This is a genomic window from Yersinia mollaretii ATCC 43969, from assembly GCF_013282725.1.
In the GTDB taxonomy this organism is placed as follows: Bacteria; Pseudomonadota; Gammaproteobacteria; order Enterobacterales; family Enterobacteriaceae; genus Yersinia; species Yersinia mollaretii.
In genome coordinates this window covers 1294141-1315521 of the sequence record NZ_CP054043.1, presented here as the reverse complement: position 1 = coordinate 1315521, position 21381 = coordinate 1294141, and the positions used below count along the sequence as shown (strand labels likewise).

Below are 21381 nucleotides of genomic sequence, written 5' to 3'. Positions count from 1 at the left end.
TACTGAAAACATTTGGTTTTCAATGAGAAAACAAGGGGGTAGTAATATGAAGAATAAACGCATTCTGTTATCTCTATTAATATATTTATCATCCACAGAAATCGCTTTGGCCGAAAATAATTTAACCCGTAATGTCATAGACCGAATACATCATGACATGGCAGTAAGATCTGCCATAACCTCACCCGTCTGCTTCTATTATGAAAATTATTTTCAGGGAGAAAAATTCTGCCTTAGCTCACCCGAACTTATTGATTTTACAAGAGAAAACAATATACAAATTCACACTAATAAAATAAAGTCAATTAGCATCCCCAAGAGCAGCCAGATAACGGTCTACCAAGGCGAACATTTTTTCACCTTAACAGACAACATCCTACAGGAAGCCTGGCAAAAAATGATAGCGGGGGATGAAGTCACTGAGATATTCACCACAGATAAAAAACCACTCAACTGTGATACAAATTGTATTATCACGCAAAAAATGGTCATTCCGCTCTCGCGAATTTTCTCTTATTACATTCCAGATTCACAATATCAAGAAAAATCAGTATTACTCAGTTTTGAAACCCATATTAATAGCTTTAACATTGGCATTAATAATTTCTTAGATATTACCATTGATGATGGCATGGTATTAATACAACCACCGAACTCTCAACAAATTGACTTTGCGTTACACAAAGATGCAACTCACATTTCTTTTCTGATCTCTTGGTTTGAGAATGAATTAATCCTGAGTTATTTGGAGACGGCAGACGGTGAGTTACTCCACTCATCACCCATAGTGTCAATGTCCCCTGATCATGATATTCATCAGGAGGGAATGGAGTTAGTTATCTTTAATAGTGATGATCGGCAACCACTGACCCTGCAAAAAGTGCTGATAGCCTCACACAGCGAACCGCACAGAACCAAGCGCGGAACCGCAGGCATTGTTGGCTGTTTTTTATCTGGCCCACTAGCACTCTACAACCTCGTGACCCAAGGGCGTTGCAATCAGGTTGAGTCTGCATGGCGGCACATTAAAGCCATTTTCGCAGGGCATGACGCGTCAGATAGGGTGGTGGCGGGCACTGGTGAACCCTTAAAACCCAAGCCCGTCGAGACCTCCGCCCCACAAAAACAGGATACCCCGACACTCACATTAACCCAGCTCAATACCCAACTTCATGGTCAATCACTGACCCTGCCTGCGGTCTCTCGTCATTGCCAGAAATCATTAGATAACATTATTAGCACCCGCTATCCCCGCCAAGCCACTTATTCATGCTCTACATGGTTGTCAGCGGTATTAACTGATTTTACCCTGCTGTTCGGTAATAGTTTGCGGACTTGGTCAACGGAATATCTCATTCAGACCATCAATGGCATTTTGGACAGAGGGGCCATAGACAATGATAACGATGCCATTGATGCCTTTATTCATTCGCCGATTGCGGGAAATCGTTTGATCCAAACCCTGACCGATGTGGCTGAAGAGCAGGGGCGATCGGCACTCATCGATAGCATCACACAAACCTTCACCTATGCTGAACAAAACTATGCCCAGTATGTCGCCAGCAGTAGCTCGCAGGGGGCGAGTCACTTGCCGAGCAGTTCACAGGGTGCCAGCAACTTCCCCAGTAACGAGGGCTATGACAGTTATGATAGTTTCGATGAAAATGATCACTATGATAGCTGTGATAGCGAATCCAGCAGTGACATCGCACCACCACGGCAAGCGCAACAATACCCGCTGGGAAGCTATCAGATGCCGCTCTCTTCCTATGTTTACCAAGCGGTATTACCACGAATACTGCAAAATGGGGAATGGATCGTACCGCAGGAGAGATTCGAGATTGAGGTGATTCAAGGACCCTATTCACAAAACCGTCAGAGCCTATATGCATTACTTGAAGTCATTGCGCAATGGGAGAACACATACTTCGAAAAACCGATACAGTGTAATCGCCATGGCCTGTTCCCAACCGACATGGAGACCAATAGATATGCGGGTCGAGTGACCAGCCGGCTGATAAAGAGTTACGCGCAGTATCAACGCCACAATCAGATCATTGTCGTGGTCAGGTTTAATCATCAAATTGTCAGCACCAGCATTGCCTACACCTATTTTGTTGATGGTAATGCGGAGAGAACCCACGCTGTCATAGGGGCAACAATAACCAACCCCGCTTATGTCCTGACCCCGCAAACTGAGGGGGCGATCAGAGGGGCGGGGTCGGCCGCACTGCACGCCACCATTCAGCATCTTCAAGCCACGGGTGTGACTGAGCTTGAAGCAGAAGTGATTTCAACCCCTTCCGCCGTCATCAAAAAACGCATCGGTTTTGTCTTTGTTCCTGACAGATATGCCATGCCCCCCCCATCCACACCAAGTCCTGCCAAATAGGTCGCCGCCACTATTGCACTGCCCCTATGACTACCGATAAGGGGTAGTGCAAAAGCCATTCGCCCATCGGCAGCTTTTCCGTGCGCATTTTGCTGCTAAACCCATCAAGTGAATGCTTGGGTTGAAACTATGAGAGTTTTCTCAATGGTATTCCCTCACCTTTTGCCGGATAACGATGGCACACAAATACCCGCCCAAAAAATTGAGGCGGTTTAACGATGATTCAGTCCGCTATTGGGCGACATTGCCAGATTTTCGCCGAAATAGAGCACCATTTAAGGAACATTTGATGAAAAAACGCATTCTGGCCACGGTGACCGCCCTCACTCTCGCGCTCACTCTTTCCGCCTGTACCACTAATCCTTATACCGGCGAATCGCAGGCAGGGAAATCCGGCTATGGCGCGGGAATTGGGGCCGTTTTAGGGGCGGGGATCGGCATGTTGTCATCATCCAAACATGACCGTGGCAAAGGGGCGTTAATCGGGGCCGCAGCGGGAGCCGCACTAGGCGGTGGTGCGGGCTACTATATGGATGTGCAGGAAGCTAAACTGCGCGAAAAAATGAGTGGCACCGGGGTCAGTGTGACGCGTCAGGGCGACAATATCGTGTTGAACATGCCCAATAATGTCACTTTTGATACCGACAGCAGCAACTTGAAACCGGCGGGTGCCAACACCCTGACCGGGGTCGCCATGGTATTGAAAGAGTATGATAAAACCGCCGTCAATGTGACGGGCTTTACCGACAGCAGCGGTGCCAGAGCCCATAACATGACACTTTCACAGCAGCGCGCGGACAGTGTAGGCAGCGCACTGATCGTGCAAGGTGTGGCTGCCAACCGCATCCGCACCAGCGGCGCAGGCCCAGATAATCCGGTCGCCAGTAACAGCACTGCCGCCGGTAAAGCCCAAAACCGTCGGGTAGAGATCACCCTAAGCCCACTGTAATCCCAGCCTGCTCTATGCGGATAAACAGCTCGGTTTATCCGCACTTTTCTGACGGCGATAACCTTCCGGTCATCATAATGGATCCAGTTTGATGCGATAAGTACAGCGGCGAGCACCCGATAAGATGTGTTCAACGCGCTCGACGGGCGCGCCCAAAGCTTGCTGGAATACCGCCAGTTCGGCGCGACAAAAACCCTGACACTGGGTGGCGGCTGCGCAAATTGGGCAGTGATTCTCGATCAGCAATAGCGAACCATCCGCCTCAACCTGCATCTCCGCCATGTAACCTTCGCGGGTGCGAATCGCCACCAGCCGCTCAACACGTTCGGTCACATCATCAGCCCCCTCCATCGCCTGACAATATTGATTGCTCGTCTCCTGCTCACGGCTATCAATCAGCAGCTCGAGGGCGCTGTCACCCAATTGGGTGCGGATCAAGCGCAGTAATTGCACAGTTAACTCACCATGCGCATCAGGGAAATGGGCATGGCCCGCCTCGGTTAGCTGCCAAAGCTGGATAGGGCGACCCACACCGCGCGTTTGTGCCTCGGAGAGCACCAGCCCCTCTTTCGCCAGTTTGACAAATTGCTGGCGGGCCGCCTCTCCGGTGGTGCCCAACATCATCCCGGCGTCACTCGCTTGCAGCGGGCCACGGGTCTTGAGCAGCATCAGTAAGCGCTTGGCAACAGAGGGGTGTGGGCTGGTTGTCTGGTCGATATTCATATCATCCCCGGTATCATTGCGACTTTTTTGATTTTCGATGAATCATTATCAGCATAACATTTCCCAAGCTGATGCTTGACTTATTATCACTGAGTGGCCTACCTTATTCCAAGAAATTTCTTGTTTAACTTTATAGTAACAATAAAATCAACTCAACAACCAGACTTCTGGCAGGATGGAAACGTGATAATGAATGATGCAAGCCGTTGGAGTGACCTGTTCTCCGGTAAAAATGCGGCCTTTGCTATAGCGCTGTCGGGTGGAGTGGTGTTGCACGCCATCAATATCTATATCGCCACCACCATTTTACCCTCTGTGGTGCTGGAGATTAACGGCCTGAGTCTCTACGCCTGGAACACCACCTTATTCGTCACCGCCTCCATCCTCGGCTCGGCCCTCTCTGCTCGCCTCCTCAGTGGCTACGGCCCGCGCAGCGCATACCTCTTTGCCTCGCTGGTCTTTATGTTGGGCAGTGCGTTATGTGCCATGGCACCGAATATGCCGATGATGCTGGTTGGCCGCACCGTGCAGGGCTTGGGAGGCGGCTTCCTGTTTGCACTCTCTTACGCCATGATTAATCTGGTCTTTCAGCAATCACTCTGGCCACGGGCAATGGCACTCATTTCTGGCATGTGGGGTGTCGCAACCCTGATTGGCCCGGCCATCGGCGGTATTTTTGCTGAAATGGATGCATGGCGTTTCGCGTTTTGGACTCTGCTTCCAGTCACCCTGATTTATGCCATTTTTACTTGGCGCATCCTGCCAGCGGGCCGATCCAGCACTACCACCGCCTCGTCACTGCCCACCACGCAATTGGTGCTATTAACTGCCATTGTCCTGACCATCTCTGCCAGCAGCATCGCCAGTAGCGGCCTGATAAACATGGCGGGCATGGCGCTGGCGGTCTTACTGTTACTGCTGTTATTCCGCATAGAGTCTCGCGCCACCTCGCGCCTGCTGCCGAAAGGGGCATTGCGTCTCAGCTCACCGCTGGCGGCACTCTATATCACCATCTCCCTGCTGGCGATCGGCATTACTTGCGAGATCTTCGTCCCCTACTTCCTGCAAACGCTACACGGCCAGTCGCCCCTGCTCTCCGGCTATATTGCCGCCACCATGGCGGCGGGTTGGACGATTTCTGAAGTGATGAGTGCAGGCTGGAAGAAATCAGGTATTCGCTGGGCGATTATCAGCGGCCCAATCATAGTTCTGGCGGGGATCGTGGCGCTGGCTATCCTGATGCCAACCGCCTCACTCGGTCACTGGCAACAGATGGCCCCTATCGCCATCGCGCTCACCATGGTGGGTTTTGGTATTGGTTTTGGCTGGCCGCACCTGCTGACGCGCATTCTGCAAGTGGCCGCTGACGAAGATAAGGACATTGCTGGCGCGTCGATTACCACGGTGCAGATGTTTGCCACCGCCGTCGGAGCCGCGATGGCGGGGATGGTCGCCAACCTCTCGGGCCTCAATTTCCCCGGCGGCGTCGCAGGCGCAGAGAACACCGCCCACTGGCTATTTACCCTGTTTGCCATTGCCCCGGCACTGGCGATCATTACCGCGCTACGTTGTGCTGCAATCCGCTCGCACAGCCTGACGGCAAAGAATATCGCCAGTAGCGAAGCCTGATATTTTAATTAGCCGTAACATTATCAGCGAGATTATTACTTGATCTCGCAGTAGTATTCACTGTTATGCTGGCTTCAGATCTCACGGGTCCAAATCAATTGGAGTTTGCGATGAAGCCTTCCATAGTGCTGTACAAAAGTCTCCCCACCGACCTGCACCAACGATTAGCACAACATTTTACAGTCAACAGTTTTGAGGGTTTAACACCGGAGAATCAGCCCGAGTTATTAGCGGCGCTGCAACAGGCGGAGGGGCTGATTGGTTCTGGTGGCAAGATTGGTCAGGCATTTTTGCAATTGGCACCGCGTCTGCGTGCAGCCTCAACCATTTCTGTTGGTTATGATAATTTTGATGTGGAGGCGCTGAATCAGCGGGGTGTGGCGTTGATGCACACGCCAACTGTGCTGACCGAAACCGTGGCCGACACCATGATGGCGCTGGTGCTCTCCACTGCTCGCCGGGTAGTGGAGTTAGCCGAGCGAGTCAAAGCCGGTGAGTGGCAAGGGAGCATTGGTGATGAGTGGTATGGCGTGGATGTTCACCATAAAACTATCGGCATTCTCGGCATGGGCCGCATTGGTATGGCGCTGGCCCAGCGGGCGCATTTTGGTTTTAGTATGCCCGTGCTCTACACCAGCCGCCGCCCCCACGAAGAGGCCGAAACGCGCTTTGGTGCGCGCCGCTGCTCACTGGATGATTTACTGGCGGAGGTTGATTTCCTGTGCATTACTCTGCCGATGACCGAGCAGACTTACCATATGATTGGCCGTGATCAATTGGCAAAAATGAAGTCCAGCGCCATCCTGATTAATGCGGGCCGTGGCCCTGTCGTGGATGAGCAGGCGCTGATTGCTGCCCTGCAAGAGGGCACTATCCATGCTGCGGGGTTGGATGTGTTTGAGCATGAGCCGCTGCCCGTAGACTCGCCACTCCTCAAGTTACGTAATGTGGTTGCCCTGCCGCACATTGGTTCTGCCACCCATGAAACCCGTTACAACATGGCCGCCTGCGCCGTGGATAACCTGATTGCCGCCCTGACCGGCACCGTCACAGAAAACTGCGTCAACCCGCAGGTTTTGCCGAAATCATAAGCTGAGCCAATCGCCCACTGGCCTGCTTGCAGGCCAAAACATCTCCTCCACTGCTCTCCTCCCTACAAAAATCACTTAGGGATGAGGCTATTTCTTCGCCAATCGGCACACTGCTACTCATCAAACTTTATTCTGATTTAAGGACGATGTGCCATGAAACATCTCACTGTCCCTTTGCTTCTGCTGATCTCGCCCGCCGCCATGGCTAATTGGTCACTTCAGCATTTCCCCGCGTTTACTGAGCAGGATAGCGGGGTGTTTCTCAGTAGCAGTGCATTGACCAAAGGGGAATATCCGCTCAAGTTTTATCAGGATAAACAGTGCTGGCAGCCCACCAGCGCGGTGAAATTGAATCAAACTTTTTCGCTGCAACCCTGCCAGAATCAAGCTGATATTCAATGGCGACTGTTCCGCGATGGTCAGTATCAGGCGCGCATTGATACCCGCAGCGGCACACCGACACTCACCCTCAGCCTGAAAGAGCCAGTGGCAGAAACCGTCAAAGTCGTCGTGCATAGCTGTCAGCGCTGGGATGGTCAGCCGGTGACCATTGATGTCAGCAAAATCTTTGCTGAAGGCGAAATGGTGCGGGATTTCTACTCCGGCCAAACAGCCAAAGTCTCCCTCGGTAAAATTACCCTGCAACCCGCGCCCGAGAGTGGCGGTTTACTGCTGCTGGAGTCCGCGCAGACCCAGCAAGCCGCGCCCTTTAGCTGGCAAAACGCCACTGTCTATTTCGCCCTGACGGATCGCTTTGAAAATGGCAATCCGGCGAATGACCACAGCTATGGCCGCCACGGCGATGGAATGCAGGAGATCGGCACCTTCCACGGCGGCGATCTGGCGGGGTTAACCGAAAAACTGGATTACCTGCAACAACTTGGCGTCAATGCCTTGTGGATAACCTCCCCCCTTGAGCAGATTCACGGCTGGGTCGGCGGCGGCACTAAAGGTGACTTCCCGCATTACGCCTACCACGGCTATTACGGGCTGGATTGGTCCCGTCTAGATGCCAATATGGGCACCGAACAGGAGCTGCATACACTGGTGGAACAGGCGCATAAACGCGGGATTCGTATCCTATTTGATGTGGTGATGAATCACGTCGGTTATGCCACGCTGGCAGATATGCAGAGTTACCAATTTGGCGCGCTCTATCTGCAAGGTGATCAACGGGAGAAAACCTTAGGTAAAAACTGGACGGATTGGCGACCCGGCAGCGGCCAAACCTGGCATAGTTTCAACGATTACATCAATTTCGGTGATAAAGCGGCGTGGGATAACTGGTGGGGCAAGAAGTGGATTCGCACCGATATTGGCGATTATGACTCCCCCGGCTATGATGACCTGACCATGTCGCTGGCTTTCCTCCCGGACATCAAAACTGAATCCACTCAACCCAGTGGCTTACCCGTGTTTTACCGCCACAAACCAGACACTGCCGCACGGGAAATTCCGGGGGCCACGCCGCGAGACTACATGACCCATTGGTTGAGCCAATGGGTTCGCGATTACGGCATTGACGGTTTTCGGGTGGATACCGCCAAGCATGTGGAGAAGCCCGCATGGCAGCAATTGAAGCAACAAGCCAGCGCCGCACTGGCGACATGGAAAGCTGCTCATCCCGATCAAGCACTGGATAATTTACCTTTCTGGATGACTGGCGAGGCTTGGGGCCACGGGGTGATGAAGAGCGATTACTACCAAAATGGCTTTGATGCCATGATTAACTTTGATTTTCAGGATCAGGCAAAACAGGCGCTCACCTGCTTCTCATCCATTGACGGCACTTATCAACTAATGGCGGAGAAGCTGCAAGGTTTCAATGTGCTGAGCTATCTCTCCTCGCACGATACCCGACTGTTTTTCAAAGATGACGCGCAACAGTCATTAGTAAAACAGCAACGGGCGGCGGATCTGCTGCTGCTAGCACCGGGGGCGGTACAGATTTTCTACGGCGATGAGAGCGGGCGAGAGTTCGGCCCCACCGGTTCAGACCCCCTACAGGGCACTCGATCAGACATGAACTGGAGTGAGTTATCCGGCGCAAAAGGGGCGTTGCTGGCGCACTGGCAGAAAGTGAGTCAGTTCCGCGCTCGCCATCCCGCCATTGGTGCCGGAGTGCAACAGTCACAGCAAACGGCTGATTACTATGCCTTTAGCCGCCAATATCAGGGTGATAAAGTGCTGGTGGTTTGGGTCGGCGACAAAAAAGAGTAAATCAGCGTATTGTTCCGTAATAACTCTTACTGCCGACATTTTCGATCGGCAGTAAGAAATCTTGCCGCATTGCACCCGCTTTTATCTGCGAGTATGGTACTTGTTCACTTACGGATAACAATAAATTTTCATTTATGAAGTTCTCACTTTTCGGCGACAAATTCACCCGCTACGCGGGGATCACCAGACTGATGGACGACCTCAATGACGGCCTGAGAACCCCAGGCTCTATCATGCTCGGCGGAGGTAATCCGGCCCATATTCCAGAGATGGATGCTTACTTCCAGCAACTTTGTCAGGAGATGCTGGAGCGCGGGCAATTGACCGAGGCGCTGTGCAATTACGACGGGCCACAGGGCAAAGATTTGCTGCTCAAAGCACTGGCAAAAATGCTGCGCGACGAACTGGGTTGGCAAATTGAGCCACAGAATATTGCACTGACAAATGGCAGTCAGAGCGCATTTTTCTACTTATTTAATTTATTCGCAGGCCGCTATGCTGATGGTAGCCGTCGTCGGGTGCTGTTCCCGCTAGCTCCTGAGTATCTCGGTTATGCCGATGCGGGTCTGGACGAGGATTTATTTGTCTCCGCCAAACCCAACATTGAGCTGCTGCCGGAAGGCCAATTCAAGTATCACGTTGATTTCGATCACCTGAATATTACCGATGATATTGGTCTGATATGTGTATCACGGCCAACCAATCCGACCGGGAATGTGATTACTGACGAAGAGTTAATTCGCCTCGATGCTATTGCTCAGCAGCGTGATATTCCGCTATTGATTGATAATGCTTATGGCGTGCCCTTCCCCGGCATCATCTTTACTGACGCCACCCCTTTGTGGAACCCAAATATCATTCTGTGCATGAGCCTGTCGAAGCTGGGCCTGCCGGGTTCGCGCTGCGGCATTGTCATCGCCGATGAGAAAGTGATTTCGGCCATCACCAATATGAATGGCATTATCAGCTTATCTCCGGGCAGCATGGGGCCAGCAATTGCCGCCGAAATGATTGAGCGTGGTGATTTATTGCGCTTATCCAACGAGGTGATTCGGCCATTCTATTTTGAGCGGGTACAGCAAACTATTGCCATTCTGCGCAAATACCTGCCGCCTGAGCGCTGCCTGATCCACAAACCGGAAGGGGCCATCTTCCTCTGGTTATGGTTTAAAGACTTGCCGATCAGCACCGAACTGCTCTATCAGCGCCTGAAAAAACGCGGCGTATTGATGGTGCCGGGCCACTACTTCTTCCCCGGTCTGGGATATGACTGGCCCCATACCCATCAATGTATGCGGATGAACTACGTCCCCGCACCAGAAGAGATTGAAAAGGGCGTGGCGATACTGGCGGAAGAGATTGAGTTGGCGTTTCAGGAAGCGAAGTAATGATTAAATAGCGAACGTCGTATTTCGCTATTCCTCCGGAAAACATCACATTAGCTTCTATACAGTGAGGATAGGCAGAAGAGTAAAGCGTCCGCGCCATGAATGGCGCGGCTCGAGCCTCCTTGGAGGCTTATTTTTACAAAGGGAAGACGGCGTCTTTACGATCTGCCTGTTCAAATCATTCTTTCACTGCCTTCGTCATTCCCAATATTAATGAATGTTATTCATAGTCCCTATCCTCCCCCTGTGATTATCAGCGAGCATAAACCCGTTAACATGCCCTTATCTCTTCATGTCCAACGGATCACCATGCTTAATCAACAGGCACGTACACAGTCGGCTACAGCTAACAAAACCGGTCTATCGTTTCTACTCATTCTCAGCGCCCTGATGGCTGTTACCTCTTTATCAACCGACATCTATCTTCCGGCTATGCCCGTCATGGCGAAAGATTTACAAGGTGATTCAGAGCTGACGATCACAGGGTTCCTTATCGGCTTTTGCATTGCACAACTGATTTGGGGACCGATTAGCGATCGTTACGGGCGTCGTCTGCCGCTGTTTATCGGTTTAGGTCTATTCATCATCGGCTCGGTGGGCTGCGCGTTATCAACAGATATCGTGCAAATTGTCTTCTGGCGTGTTTTTCAGGCGTTAGGTGCCTGTACCGGTCCGATGTTGGCACGAGCAATGATCCGTGACCTGTTTAGCCGCACTCGTGCAGCACAAATGCTTTCAACTCTGATGATCATTATGGCCATCGCGCCAATTGCTGGCCCACTGCTCGGCGGGCAAATGATTAAAGTCACCTCGTGGCACGCCATTTTCTGGCTGCTGGCGATTATCGGAATGTTAATGCTGATGTCTTTATTTTGGTTACCGGAGACATTACCTGCTGAAAAGCGCTCGCAAGCCTCAGTTACCAATGCTTTTCAAAACTATTATGCCTTGCTAACCAATGCCAAATACATGCAGTTTACTCTGTGTCTGACATTTTATTACGTCGCGGCCTACGCTTTTATCACTGGTTCTCCGTTTGTGTTCATCACGTACTTCGGCGTTGATCCACAGCACTACGGTTGGCTGTTTGCAATAAACATTGTGGGATTAATGGCTGTGAGTATGGTCAACAGACGTCTGGTTCACCGCTATCCACTGGAAACGTTGCTCAAGAATGCCGTGTTCATCGCCACTATTGCGGCAATAGTGCTGGCGGTCACGACCGGCCTCGGTGTAGGCGGAATTACCGTGATTGTCGGTGCTGTATTCGTATTCTTCTCTATGAATGGCATCATCGCTGCAACATCCACAGCTTGCGCACTTGACGCAGTGCCTAATGTTGCAGGCTCAGCGTCGGCGCTAATGGGAGCGTTACAATACGGCAGTGGCATCATCTCTTCACTTCTTCTTGCTCTGTTCAGTGATGGCACACCATGGACGATGGGCTGGATAATTGCGCTGTTTACAACAGCCAGCGCCTTGATGGCACTGACCGTCCAGCTAAAAAAATAAAACTTCGTTATTGATGCCAGACGACACTTTCGTCCATAGATAGAAATGGCCTGTTCCAGCATCCCGTGTTAACGGCAATTGGTCAGAAGTACGGCAAAAGCGTGGGCGATGGTGGAATGGCTGACTGGCCGCAAACTTAATGTTTAAGTCGCGATAAAAGAGGTATTCATTCAATGCAAAAACGTTATCTGGGTAAATCCGGACTTGAAGTTTCCGCTCTTGGGCTCGGTTGCATGGGCCTCAGCCACGGCTATGGTCCAGCGACAGAGACGCGTCAGGCTATCGAGCTCATTCGCGCTGCGGTTGAACGTGGCGTAACATTCTTCGATACCGCCGAAGTCTATGGCCCCTTCCTTAATGAAGAGGTGGTCGGTGAAGCCTTAAAACCATTTCGTGACCGGGTGGTCATCGCCACCAAGTTTGGTTTTACCTTCGGTACGGACAACAAGCAGCAGATTTTAAACAGCCGTCCTGAGCATATCCGTCAAGCGGTTGAAGGGTCATTACGCCGTCTTAAGACTGATGTCATTGATTTGCTGTATCAACACCGTGTCGACCCGAATGTCCCCATTGAAGATGTTGCGGGAACCGTGAAAGACCTGATAGCTGAAGGCAAAGTCAAACATTTCGGTCTGTCCGAAGCGGGTGTGCAAACCATTCGTCGTGCACATGCTGTACAACCCATCACTGCCCTGCAAAGCGAATACTCCCTGTGGTGGCGTGAGCCTGAGCAGGAGCTCCTGCCGTTGCTGGAGGAACTGGGCATTGGTTTCGTACCATTCAGCCCATTAGGTAAAGGCTTCCTGACCGGGGCGATTAAGCCAGGAACGACTTTTGGCAAGGATGATTACCGCAGCACCGTGCCGCGCTTCGCCGAACAGGCAATTGAAGCCAATGAAAAGCTGGTCTCGTTGTTGGGTGAACTGGCTGCAGAGAAAGGCGTGACGTCTGCTCAAATCGCTCTGGCATGGCTGCTGGCACAAAAGCCGTGGATTGTTCCCATCCCTGGCACCACTAAACTACACCGGCTGGAGGAAAACCTGGGGGCTGTCGACATCATTCTTTCGCAGGATGACTCACGTCAGATAACACTGGCGCTTGAAACGATTAAAATCGTCGGCGAGCGTTACTCCCCTGAGCATCAGGCTCGCGTAGGACGTTAATACCCGGACGGGTCCACAGCTAATGGCGGACCCGTCATTCTGAGTAGCGAAGCGCATCGATCATCAGCGCAAAAGCGGGTGGATGCTGCTTACGGCTGGGGTAGTAAAGATAATATCCGGGGAAAGATGGGCACCAGTCTTGCAGAACCTGAATAAGCTCTCCTGACTTTATATAATCCTGCACCCTATCTTCAGGTATACAGGCGATGCCAAAACCAGATAAAGCAGCATCAATTCTTTCCGCCTGCTGATTAAACGTTACCTGTCCTTCCACTCTAACCCGTAAAGGTTTCCCTTCCTTCTCAAACTCCCAGTGGTAAAGTCCACCGGCAGTCGGCAGGCGCATATTGATACACCGATGGTTTTGTAGCTCGTGAGGTGTTTCGGGCACAGGGTTAGCAGCAAAATAGGACGGTGCTCCCACCACAGCCATGCGCATATCCGGTCCAATTCTTACAGCAATCATATCCTTATCCACGCTTTCGCCCAGACGGATCCCGGCATCAAAACGCCCCTCAACAATATCGACAAAGCCGTTATCAACCACCAGTTCGAGATTAATTTCCGGATATTCCCTGAGGAAGGGTTTTAACTTCGGCCATACCAGACTTCGCGCGGCATGTTCCCCGGCAGATAAACGGATATTGCCGGAGGCAGTGCCGTTCAGCTGAACAAGCGATTCCAGCTCCTGCTCAAGATCGGCAATACGGGGTTCAAGGCAGGCAATAATTCTCTCACCGGCTTCTGTAGGTGCAACGCTTCGGGTAGTGCGGGTCAGAAGACGGATATTTAGCCTTTCCTCCAGTGCCTTCATCGCATGGCTGAGTGCAGACTGAGAAACACCCAGTTTGCCCGCTGCTTTGGTAAAACTTCGCTCCCTTGCCACCACAAGAAAGATTTGCAGTTCGTTGAAGTTTTCTTTGAGCATCGGCGATTTCCTTATGGAGGCATTTCCTTCAACGCGCACTCATGAAGGGTGTTCATAGACACAATCATTTTAGCCCCATTACTGACAATAATGATAATTGATATTCTAACTATATCGAAAATAAGTCTGAATTTTCAGAAGGTTTATCATGAGAATACTCGTTGCTGGGGCGACAGGAAGTATTGGTCTTCATGTCGTGAATACCGCTATTGAAATGGGCCATTAACCCGTAGCACTGGTCAGAAATGGTGCGCTCTTTCCCGGCAGTTGGCTGGTATAACGCATCAAAATTTGCTGTGGAAGGGTTATCCGAGGCACTCTCCCTCGAAGTCGCTCCGCTGGGAATTCGGGTTATCCTGCTTGAACCGAGTGTATTTGCCACCGACTGGGCGGGTAACTCGGCCGCAGAGGTGATACCACGTAAAATCATTGCTGATTATGAGCCGACAGCCGGCGTACAGAGAAAAGCGTTTCGTGAAAGGTGCCGGCAAAGAACCGGGTGCTCCGGACCGTGGGTGCGTGAAGACGTGGCGGATCGGGAAGCAATAAGCCGCGGTGCGGACCACCCTGAACAGTAAAACTCATTCTCTCCGTCAGACATTACCCGCCCACCAACGCGGGTAATGCTTCCCTTAAACATCCGGCTTCACACCGGCGAGTTTTTTAAAACCGTTTCGGCTTCAATCTCTTCACGCAACAGATTGATCAGCTCAGGCAGCCCCTGAGGGATACGCCGATGCCCTGGATAGTAGAGCTGCATCGCCGGTTCGACAGGGGACCACTCTGGCAGGATTACCCTCAGGCTGCCACTCTTTAAATATGTTGCCACCCTGTCCTCCAGGCAGTATGCGATCCCCGCACTGGCAAGAGCCAGTTCGATGGCTAACTCTGTTTCACTGACGCATACCTTTCCGGGCACGTCGATAACACGCTCTTCTTCTCCTTTCCTGAACTCCCATTTGTAAATAGTCCCCTGGCCCGTCCGGAGCTGAATGCAGGCATGAGAACGCAGATCTTCCGGGGTAATGGGTATCGGCCGTCGGTAAAGATAGTGAGGGGACGCGACAGCGACCCATTTAAGTTCTTCTCCCAGATTGATAGCCACCAGGTCTTCCGGGACTGTACCGCCGAAGCGGATCCCGGCATCAAATCCTTCTGACACGATATCGACCATCCGGTCATCAACGCTGATTTCTACCTCTACGTCAGGAAACTGGTTAAGGAACTTGGGTAAATGGCGTGCCATGATCAAGCGGGCGCTGTCGCTCAGGATATTTAACCGGAGCCTGCCTACTGGGCGGTCTCTTAACCGGTTTATCTCATCAAGGGCTTCACCAATTTCCCGGAATCCCACATTGAGTCTCATGGCAAGGCTAGCCCCGGCTTCAGTCGCGGCCACAGTGCGGCTGGTTCGGTTTAGTAAACGCACCCCAAGGCGGGTTTCCAGATTACGTATGGCGTGGCTGAGCGCGGAGGTTGTGATACCCAGTTCAACCGCGGCTTTCGTGAAGCTTTTTAATCGCTCTACCGCCCGGAAGGCATTGAGGTCCGCGAGATCGCTGCGGGAAAGTCGTGATAATGGTCTGACTGGCATAGGGTCGCCCTGAAGGATGAACTGAATTCAATGCTTCATGCAAAAACATTCAATAGCAGCAAATTCTGGAGATGGTAAGTTTAGAGAAATTCACAGATAAGATACAACATCTTTTAAAACGTCCTACCTTTAGCTCTGTGAGGGGGAAGGATCTCTGAATATCATCCACTGGAGAAACCCTCTTGTTTTATGTATGGACCCTTTTACCGGCACTTTATGTCTGCGCGCGTTTTATCGTTTTTCTGCCACTGACAAAAAAGATAAAAGTACTCCTAGCCCTGGTGGTTGTGGCAGGCTGCGAATTCCATCTTTTTGGCTGACGGTACGGTCAAAGACCGGTTTGAAGACGTGGAGCCCCTGGCTAAACTGAAAGCCCCCGACGGGGTCTATGCCATTACCGGCAATCATGAATATTATTTCAATGCCGGAGAATGGGTTACAGCCTACACACATCTTGGCCTTCGCTTTCTCAACAACAGCCATGTGCGCATTTATCGTGGTCAGGCGTCTTTCGTCCTGGCTGGCGTGACCGATGACATTGCCGCGCAGCACGGCGGGATTGCACCTTCTCTCAGGCAGGCTCTCAGGAGAACGGCAGCTACGGATACCGTGATATTGCTCGACCATAAGCCCATTAATGCCAGGCTAAGTGCAGTGGAAGGCGTTGCCCTTCAGCTTTCAGGACATACGCATGGTGGGATGATCCGCGGACTGGATCTTGCGGCTGCACTGGCAAATAACGGATTCATTTCCGGACAATATCAGGTGGGCAACATGATTTTGTATGTCAGTAACGGCGCGGGTTTGTGGAATGGATTTCCCCTTCGTTTGGGCAGGCCCTCTGAAATAACGCACATCCGTTTGCACACAAAGGCGGGCTGATAAAACATGCTTAGATGCTTTGTTGAATTTAATTAAATAAAGCATCTATTTCAGGTCATCAATGTGCAGGTGTTTCTCCGCTATAGTTTATTCCGCTTCAACAATACTGCTATTCACTCTATCAAACCGTACCAATACGGTTTAAGCCTGTACGGGCCAGGCTTGCTCTTATTGCAGCCATTAATTCAAATTAATAACGGTAATCAGGATGTTAGATGCAAAACTCACAAAACCCGTCCGTTAATGCCTTAGCGGATGAAAGCAATTCTTCACCAGCCGCAAGACCCGTCCCCCCGTCAGGTATATTACCGGCAATGCTTGCACTGGGTTCCGGAGGTCTGTTCATCGGTACCGGTGAATTCGCACCCATGAGCCTTTTGCCTGATTTGGCCCAGGCAACCCAGGTCTCCATTCCTTCGGCGGGAGCCTATATCAGCGCTTATGCTGCAGGCGTGGTTGTTGGTGCACCGGCATTTGCCATTATGGCAGCCCGCTGGCCCCGTAAAAAACTGCTTATCCTTCTGCTGATAATCACCATGTTTGGATATATTTTTAGTGCAGGAGCGCAAGGTTATACCTCACTGCTGATCTCCCGGTTCATCTCTGGTCTGCCTCACGGTGCCTGGTACGGCGTAGCCGCGTTGGTCGCTGCTTCCATGGTTCCGATAAATCAAAAAAACCGTTACATCGGATATGTCATGCTGGGCCTTGCTGTCGCAAATGTTGTCGGCGTTCCTTTAGTTACCTGGATCGGTCAGACATTTGGCTGGCGTATATCATTTGCAGTCATCGCAACAGGGATTGTATTGACGGGTTTAATGGTCACTTTTTTCATTCCTTCAGTTCCTGCGGATAAGGATGCATCACCCATAAAAGAACTCGGTGCCCTGAAAAGCCCACAGGTTCTTATGACATTCGCAACAGCTTCAGTGAGCTTTGCCGGGTTGTTCGCTGTATACAGCTTCATCACACCGGCATTGACAGAGGTCAGCGGTTTTGCCCTTTCATCTGTCCCCTGGATCTTAGTGCTGTGGGGGATGGGAATGGTGTTTGGTAACATTGTTGGCGGCCGCCTTGCGGACAAAGGACTGATTCCCGCAATTTACGGGATGATCCTGTGGAACCTGCTCTTTCTTGCGCTCTTTGCCCTGGTTGCCCAATGGAAGATACCTGCTCTGATATGTCTGTTCTTCCTGGGGAGCGGGTGCTGTCTCGTACCTGCGTTGCAGTCCCATATGATGAATATCACCGGTGAAGCCCAGACGCTAGCCTCCTCATTAACCCACAGCGCATTCAACATTTCTAACGCACTCGGCGCGACCTTCGGCGGGATGGCTATCTCTTTCGGCTGGGGATGGGTCTCGACCGGTTGGGTCGGTGTCTTTTTTGCCTTTATTGCACTTGTGTTCATGTACCTCTCTATCCAAATAGCCAAAAGGAAACATCATGACTGATCCAGTGATCGCAAAAGGTCGCGTGGCCGTTATCACCGGTGCAGCCAAAGGGATCGGAGCCGCCGCCGCCCGCCGCCTGGCCGCTGAGGGTATGCGTTTATGTCTCTTTGACCGGGATAAAAAAGCGTTGTCCGCCCTAGTCAAAAATATTGATACGGAGTGTTCAGTTGTCACCGGTGACGTGACAAGTGAGGTCGATTTAATATGCCTACGTGACACCGTTCTCACTGAATTTGGTGAAGTGTCCCTGCTTATTAATAATGCCGGCATCAAAGACAGTGGCGGTCCTTGGGATGCGCCTTCAGCATGGCGGCATCAACTTGAGGTCAATCTGCTTTCGATGGTCACGATGCAGCACCTTTTTGTCCCGGTGATGCTGGCACAAAACCAAAAGAGCGCCATCGTTAATTTAGGATCAAAAGAAGGTATTACCACCCCGCCTGGAAACGCGGCCTACAGTGCGGCAAAAGCGGGCATCAAAGTCCTCACTGAACAGCTTGCACATGAACTGCTTAAAATCACGGGCGATAAAGTGACAGCACATCTGCTGGTCCCCGGCTATACCTGGACTGACATGAACTGCCCCGGTCTGGATGAAGCTGCTACTGAAAAACCTGCTGAAGCCTGGACAGCAGCACAGGTCATTGATTACTTCCTTGAGCATTTTGAACGCGGTGATTTTTATATTATCTGCCCGGACAACGCCGTCTATTCAGCGCTTGATGCCAAACGTATTGCCTGGGCCTGTCAGGACATTCTGATGAACCGCCCACCTCTGTCGCGCTGGCATCCTGACTGGAAAGAAAGATACGACACTTGGTTGAAGTCATAAAAAATGCCAGTTTCTTCCCCTTCTGAGGTTCCATCATGCTCTGATCTCAGCATAGGGGAATTCTGCAGGGATACCAGACTCCCTGTAAAAGCCATCTGAAAGACAGGAACAACAATGAGCCATATTACGCAGAGGAACCTGTCATGGGTTTCATCAGGTACTCCTATGACAGGGGTACTGGTCGCTGACGAACACTGTACGATGATCCGCCCAGGTGTTGTACTGGCGCCCAATATGATGGGCGTGACAGAATCGAATATTTCTCAGGCCAGAAAAATTGCCGAAAAAGGGTACGTTGTACTGGTGGCAGATCTTTATGGCTATATCCCCACCACGGCAGAACAGGCAGCAGCGGCAATGAACGCGCTTAAAGATTCCCCTCTGGAGCGCGATCGTATGTATGCCTCGTTGACAGCGCTGGCCACACAACCAGAAGTCGATCACCAGAGGCTGGCGGTCGTGGGTTTTTGCTACGGCGGGCACTGTGCACTGGAACTTGCCCGTAGCGGTGCGTACGTTAAAGCGGCCATCTGTATACACGGCACGCTGTCGACCCAACACCCTGCTGAGCCGGGTAAGATAAAAGGCAAGATCCTGGTACTGAACGGTGCTCAGGATCCTTTCGTTACACCTGACCAGGTTGGCATATTTTGTCATGAAATGTCGGAAGCTTCAGTCGGCTGGCAGTTCATTAACTATGCGAATACGGTGCATTCCTTTACCTACCCTAAGGCGAATGTTCCGGGAAAGATGGAATACAACGAACCCGTCTCCAATCAGGCATTTGCTACCGTTTTTCTTTTGCTCGAGGACGTTTTTAACTAAACCGGATCGGGAACTGAAACGAGAAAAATCAGCCTTAGCGTGGGATATTTTCCCTTTTCCAAGCGGACCCCTACATCGTCGTCCAGAAAAGCACTGCGAGTATCTGCGGCGACATAATCCGCAAAAACATCGCCAGCGGATAAACGGTGGCATAAGAGAGCGCCGCCGCACCGCTGGTCGGGTGCAGGCCATTGGCAAACGCCAACGCTGGTGGATCCGTCATTGAACCAGCCAACATGCCGCACAAGGTCAGGTAGTTCATCTTGGCTAACATGCGCGCCAAAATCCCCACGGTTAGCAATGGTATGCCGGTAATCATCGCGCCATAACCAATCCACGCCAGCCCATCACCATTGACCAGCGTATTGATAAAATCACCTCCGGACTTCAGCCCGACGACGGACAAGAACAGCACAATCCCCAGTTCACGCAGCGCCAGATTGGCACTCGGCGGCATAAACCAATACAACTTGCCGATGCTGCCGATACGCCCGAGAATCAGTGCCACCACCAGCGGCCCCCCCGCCAGCCCCAGACGTAATGCTGCTGGGAATCCCGGAATAAACAGCGGAATAGAACCCAGCAACACCCCTAGACCGACGCCGATAAAGACCGGTAACATCTGCACTTGTTGCAGCTTCTGATGCGCATTACCGACCACGGCGGAGACCGCCTCGATAGCTTCCGGCCGACCCACCAGATTCAATATGTCACCGAATTGCAAACTGGCGCTATTGCTGGCGACCAGCTCGATGCCCGCACGATTTAGACGGGTAATCGCCACGTCATACTTCTGCTTCAAATTAAGATCGCGGATTTTTTTGCCCAAAACCGCCTCATTGGTCACCACCACGCGGGCCGTTTGCAGTACCGAACCGGCGGTAGATAGGGTGACATCCACCTCTTCACCCACCACCAGCCGCACTTTCTCCAAAGCTTCGCGCTGCCCGACCAAATGCAGGTAATCCCCCAGCTCAATGACCGTGGCGGGCAGTGGCACCATCAGCAGATCACCGCGTTTCAGGCGGGAACAAACCACCTCATCACTGTTGAGTAACGGCACCTCTTGCATCGATAATCCATTCAGATTGGGATTACGTACCGCCACATTCATAGTTTGCAGCAATTCACGGTTCTGCCCGTGGCTGCTATCAAACTCTTTTGCTTCGCGATCGACGTTGATTTTAAAGAATAAACGGATCAGCCACATCACCAGCAAAATACCGCAAATGCCGAATGGGTAGGCCATGGCATATCCCATCCCCATTTGGCTGACCAATTGGGGTGGCGACCCTAAATCAGTGAGGATTTGTTGTGCGGCCCCAAGTGCGGGCGTGTTAGTGACCGCCCCCGAAAATATGCCCAAAATAATCGGCAGTGGTACCGCAAACAGCTTATGGATAATCGCCGTCACCAAGCCGCCGACCAACACCATCAGAATAGCGAAACAGTTAAGCCGCAGCCCCGAAACCCGCAGTGAAGAGAAGAACCCCGGCCCGACTTGAATACCAATAGTATAAACAAACAGAATCAGGCCAAATTCCTGAATGAAATGCAGCATGTCCCCGTTAAGCACAACGTCATATGTTTGTGCGAAGTGGCCCACAATAATGCCGCCAAATAGCACCCCGCCGATACCTAACCCAACACCATAGACCTTCCAATTACCGATCCATAACCCCAATACGGCGACCAGCGCCAACATACTGACGGTAAGGGCGATAGCACTCATAAATCACTTCCTTGCCTAAGTTTAAAAACGGGTCGGCCATCCGAATTATCATCAATGTCATGCATGG

General features: G+C 51.6%; 17 protein-coding genes and 1 pseudogene. 14 read left to right on the top strand and 4 right to left on the bottom strand.

What is annotated here, in order from left to right; all coding sequences use genetic code 11:
- Window positions 1-397 precede the first annotated feature (397 nt).
- Window positions 398-2392, top strand: a complete 1995-nt coding sequence (locus tag HRD69_RS05745; protein ID WP_161597841.1) for a hypothetical protein — start codon at window positions 398-400, stop codon at window positions 2390-2392.
- Between the two features lie 289 nt (window positions 2393-2681).
- Window positions 2682-3341 (top strand): OmpA family lipoprotein, encoded by a 660-nt coding sequence (locus HRD69_RS05740; RefSeq protein WP_004876187.1) that lies wholly within the window; start codon window positions 2682-2684, stop codon window positions 3339-3341.
- Between the two features lie 72 nt (window positions 3342-3413).
- On the opposite strand, the gene HRD69_RS05735 is transcribed toward HRD69_RS05740, so the two are convergent.
- Window positions 3414-4064 carry a helix-turn-helix transcriptional regulator gene (locus HRD69_RS05735; protein ID WP_004876188.1) on the bottom strand — a complete coding sequence of 217 codons (651 nt, stop codon included), beginning with the start codon at window positions 4062-4064 and terminating at the stop codon, window positions 3414-3416.
- 189 nt (window positions 4065-4253) lie between these two features.
- Between HRD69_RS05735 and HRD69_RS05730 the strand changes: the two genes are divergently transcribed.
- From HRD69_RS05730 to HRD69_RS05705, 6 genes are all read left to right on the top strand, one after another.
- Entirely contained in the window at window positions 4254-5693 is a 1440-nt protein-coding gene (locus HRD69_RS05730; RefSeq protein ID WP_004876189.1) for an MFS transporter, read from the top strand.
- Between the two features lie 110 nt (window positions 5694-5803).
- Window positions 5804-6784: a glyoxylate/hydroxypyruvate reductase GhrB gene (gene ghrB, locus HRD69_RS05725; RefSeq protein WP_032815079.1), complete on the top strand. Its 981-nt coding sequence runs from the start codon at window positions 5804-5806 to the stop codon at window positions 6782-6784.
- 153 nt (window positions 6785-6937) lie between these two features.
- Window positions 6938-9004 carry an alpha-amylase gene (locus HRD69_RS05720; RefSeq protein ID WP_004876191.1) on the top strand — a complete coding sequence of 689 codons (2067 nt, stop codon included), beginning with the start codon at window positions 6938-6940 and terminating at the stop codon, window positions 9002-9004.
- Between the two features lie 134 nt (window positions 9005-9138).
- Window positions 9139-10392, top strand: coding sequence for a valine--pyruvate transaminase (locus HRD69_RS05715; RefSeq protein WP_004876192.1), 1254 nt, complete (start codon window positions 9139-9141; stop codon window positions 10390-10392).
- A 309-nt stretch (window positions 10393-10701) separates the two neighbouring features.
- A complete protein-coding gene (locus HRD69_RS05710; protein ID WP_032815483.1) occupies window positions 10702-11904 on the top strand; it encodes a multidrug effflux MFS transporter in 1203 nt (400 codons plus the stop codon).
- Between the two features lie 173 nt (window positions 11905-12077).
- Window positions 12078-13067: an aldo/keto reductase gene (locus tag HRD69_RS05705; RefSeq protein ID WP_032815484.1), complete on the top strand. Its 990-nt coding sequence runs from the start codon at window positions 12078-12080 to the stop codon at window positions 13065-13067.
- A gap of 34 nt (window positions 13068-13101) precedes the next feature.
- On the opposite strand, the gene HRD69_RS05700 is transcribed toward HRD69_RS05705, so the two are convergent.
- Window positions 13102-13995 (bottom strand): LysR family transcriptional regulator, encoded by an 894-nt coding sequence (locus tag HRD69_RS05700; protein ID WP_004877583.1) that lies wholly within the window; start codon window positions 13993-13995, stop codon window positions 13102-13104.
- Between the two features lie 148 nt (window positions 13996-14143).
- Between HRD69_RS05700 and HRD69_RS20570 the strand changes: the two are divergent.
- Together HRD69_RS20570 and HRD69_RS20825 are read left to right on the top strand one after the other, a co-directional pair.
- Window positions 14144-14218 (top strand): annotated as a pseudogene (locus tag HRD69_RS20570) (SDR family oxidoreductase); the annotation flags it as partial.
- Between the two features lie 22 nt (window positions 14219-14240).
- Window positions 14241-14573 carry an SDR family NAD(P)-dependent oxidoreductase gene (locus HRD69_RS20825; protein WP_004877585.1) on the top strand — a complete coding sequence of 111 codons (333 nt, stop codon included), beginning with the start codon at window positions 14241-14243 and terminating at the stop codon, window positions 14571-14573.
- 68 nt (window positions 14574-14641) lie between these two features.
- Here HRD69_RS20825 and HRD69_RS05690 read toward each other — a convergent pair whose 3' ends face one another.
- On the bottom strand, window positions 14642-15589 hold the full coding sequence (locus tag HRD69_RS05690) for a LysR family transcriptional regulator (RefSeq protein WP_004877587.1): 948 nt from the start codon (window positions 15587-15589) through the stop codon (window positions 14642-14644).
- A gap of 312 nt (window positions 15590-15901) precedes the next feature.
- On the opposite strand from HRD69_RS05690, the gene HRD69_RS05685 reads away from it, so the two are divergent.
- From HRD69_RS05685 to HRD69_RS05670, 4 genes are all read left to right on the top strand, one after another.
- Window positions 15902-16471 (top strand): metallophosphoesterase, encoded by a 570-nt coding sequence (locus HRD69_RS05685; RefSeq protein WP_204365655.1) that lies wholly within the window; start codon window positions 15902-15904, stop codon window positions 16469-16471.
- A 215-nt stretch (window positions 16472-16686) separates the two neighbouring features.
- The gene (locus tag HRD69_RS05680) at window positions 16687-17925 is read left to right on the top strand and encodes an MFS transporter (RefSeq protein WP_004877590.1); all 1239 of its coding nucleotides are present in this window, start codon (window positions 16687-16689) and stop codon (window positions 17923-17925) included.
- Complete coding sequence (locus HRD69_RS05675) at window positions 17918-18757, top strand: SDR family NAD(P)-dependent oxidoreductase (protein ID WP_032815485.1); 840 nt, start codon at window positions 17918-17920, stop codon at window positions 18755-18757. The genes HRD69_RS05680 and HRD69_RS05675 overlap by 8 nt, the downstream gene beginning before the upstream one ends.
- Before the next feature lie 114 nt (window positions 18758-18871).
- Window positions 18872-19582, top strand: a complete 711-nt coding sequence (locus HRD69_RS05670) for a dienelactone hydrolase family protein (RefSeq protein WP_004877592.1) — start codon at window positions 18872-18874, stop codon at window positions 19580-19582.
- Window positions 19583-19652: 70 nt separating this feature from the next.
- Here HRD69_RS05670 and HRD69_RS05665 read toward each other — a convergent pair whose 3' ends face one another.
- Window positions 19653-21314, bottom strand: coding sequence for a putative transporter (locus tag HRD69_RS05665; protein WP_004877593.1), 1662 nt, complete (start codon window positions 21312-21314; stop codon window positions 19653-19655).
- Between the last annotated feature and the right edge of the window lie 67 nt (window positions 21315-21381).

Bases quoted from the DNA above. Each gene is read 5' to 3' on its own strand.
- HRD69_RS05745 (WP_161597841.1), top strand. From the start codon at position 398: ATGATAGCGGGGGATGAAGTCACTGAGATATTCACCACAGATAAAAAA.
- HRD69_RS05740 (WP_004876187.1), top strand. From the start codon at position 2,682: ATGAAAAAACGCATTCTGGCCACGGTGACCGCCCTCACTCTCGCGCTC.
- HRD69_RS05735 (WP_004876188.1), bottom strand. From the start codon at position 4,064: ATGAATATCGACCAGACAACCAGCCCACACCCCTCTGTTGCCAAGCGC.
- HRD69_RS05730 (WP_004876189.1), top strand. From the start codon at position 4,254: ATGAATGATGCAAGCCGTTGGAGTGACCTGTTCTCCGGTAAAAATGCG.
- ghrB (WP_032815079.1), top strand. From the start codon at position 5,804: ATGAAGCCTTCCATAGTGCTGTACAAAAGTCTCCCCACCGACCTGCAC.
- HRD69_RS05720 (WP_004876191.1), top strand. From the start codon at position 6,938: ATGAAACATCTCACTGTCCCTTTGCTTCTGCTGATCTCGCCCGCCGCC.
- HRD69_RS05715 (WP_004876192.1), top strand. From the start codon at position 9,139: ATGAAGTTCTCACTTTTCGGCGACAAATTCACCCGCTACGCGGGGATC.
- HRD69_RS05710 (WP_032815483.1), top strand. From the start codon at position 10,702: ATGCTTAATCAACAGGCACGTACACAGTCGGCTACAGCTAACAAAACC.
- HRD69_RS05705 (WP_032815484.1), top strand. From the start codon at position 12,078: ATGCAAAAACGTTATCTGGGTAAATCCGGACTTGAAGTTTCCGCTCTT.
- HRD69_RS05700 (WP_004877583.1), bottom strand. From the start codon at position 13,995: ATGCTCAAAGAAAACTTCAACGAACTGCAAATCTTTCTTGTGGTGGCA.
- HRD69_RS20825 (WP_004877585.1), top strand. From the start codon at position 14,241: ATGGTGCGCTCTTTCCCGGCAGTTGGCTGGTATAACGCATCAAAATTT.
- HRD69_RS05690 (WP_004877587.1), bottom strand. From the start codon at position 15,589: ATGCCAGTCAGACCATTATCACGACTTTCCCGCAGCGATCTCGCGGAC.
- HRD69_RS05680 (WP_004877590.1), top strand. From the start codon at position 16,687: ATGCAAAACTCACAAAACCCGTCCGTTAATGCCTTAGCGGATGAAAGC.
- HRD69_RS05675 (WP_032815485.1), top strand. From the start codon at position 17,918: ATGACTGATCCAGTGATCGCAAAAGGTCGCGTGGCCGTTATCACCGGT.
- HRD69_RS05670 (WP_004877592.1), top strand. From the start codon at position 18,872: ATGAGCCATATTACGCAGAGGAACCTGTCATGGGTTTCATCAGGTACT.
- HRD69_RS05665 (WP_004877593.1), bottom strand. From the start codon at position 21,314: ATGAGTGCTATCGCCCTTACCGTCAGTATGTTGGCGCTGGTCGCCGTA.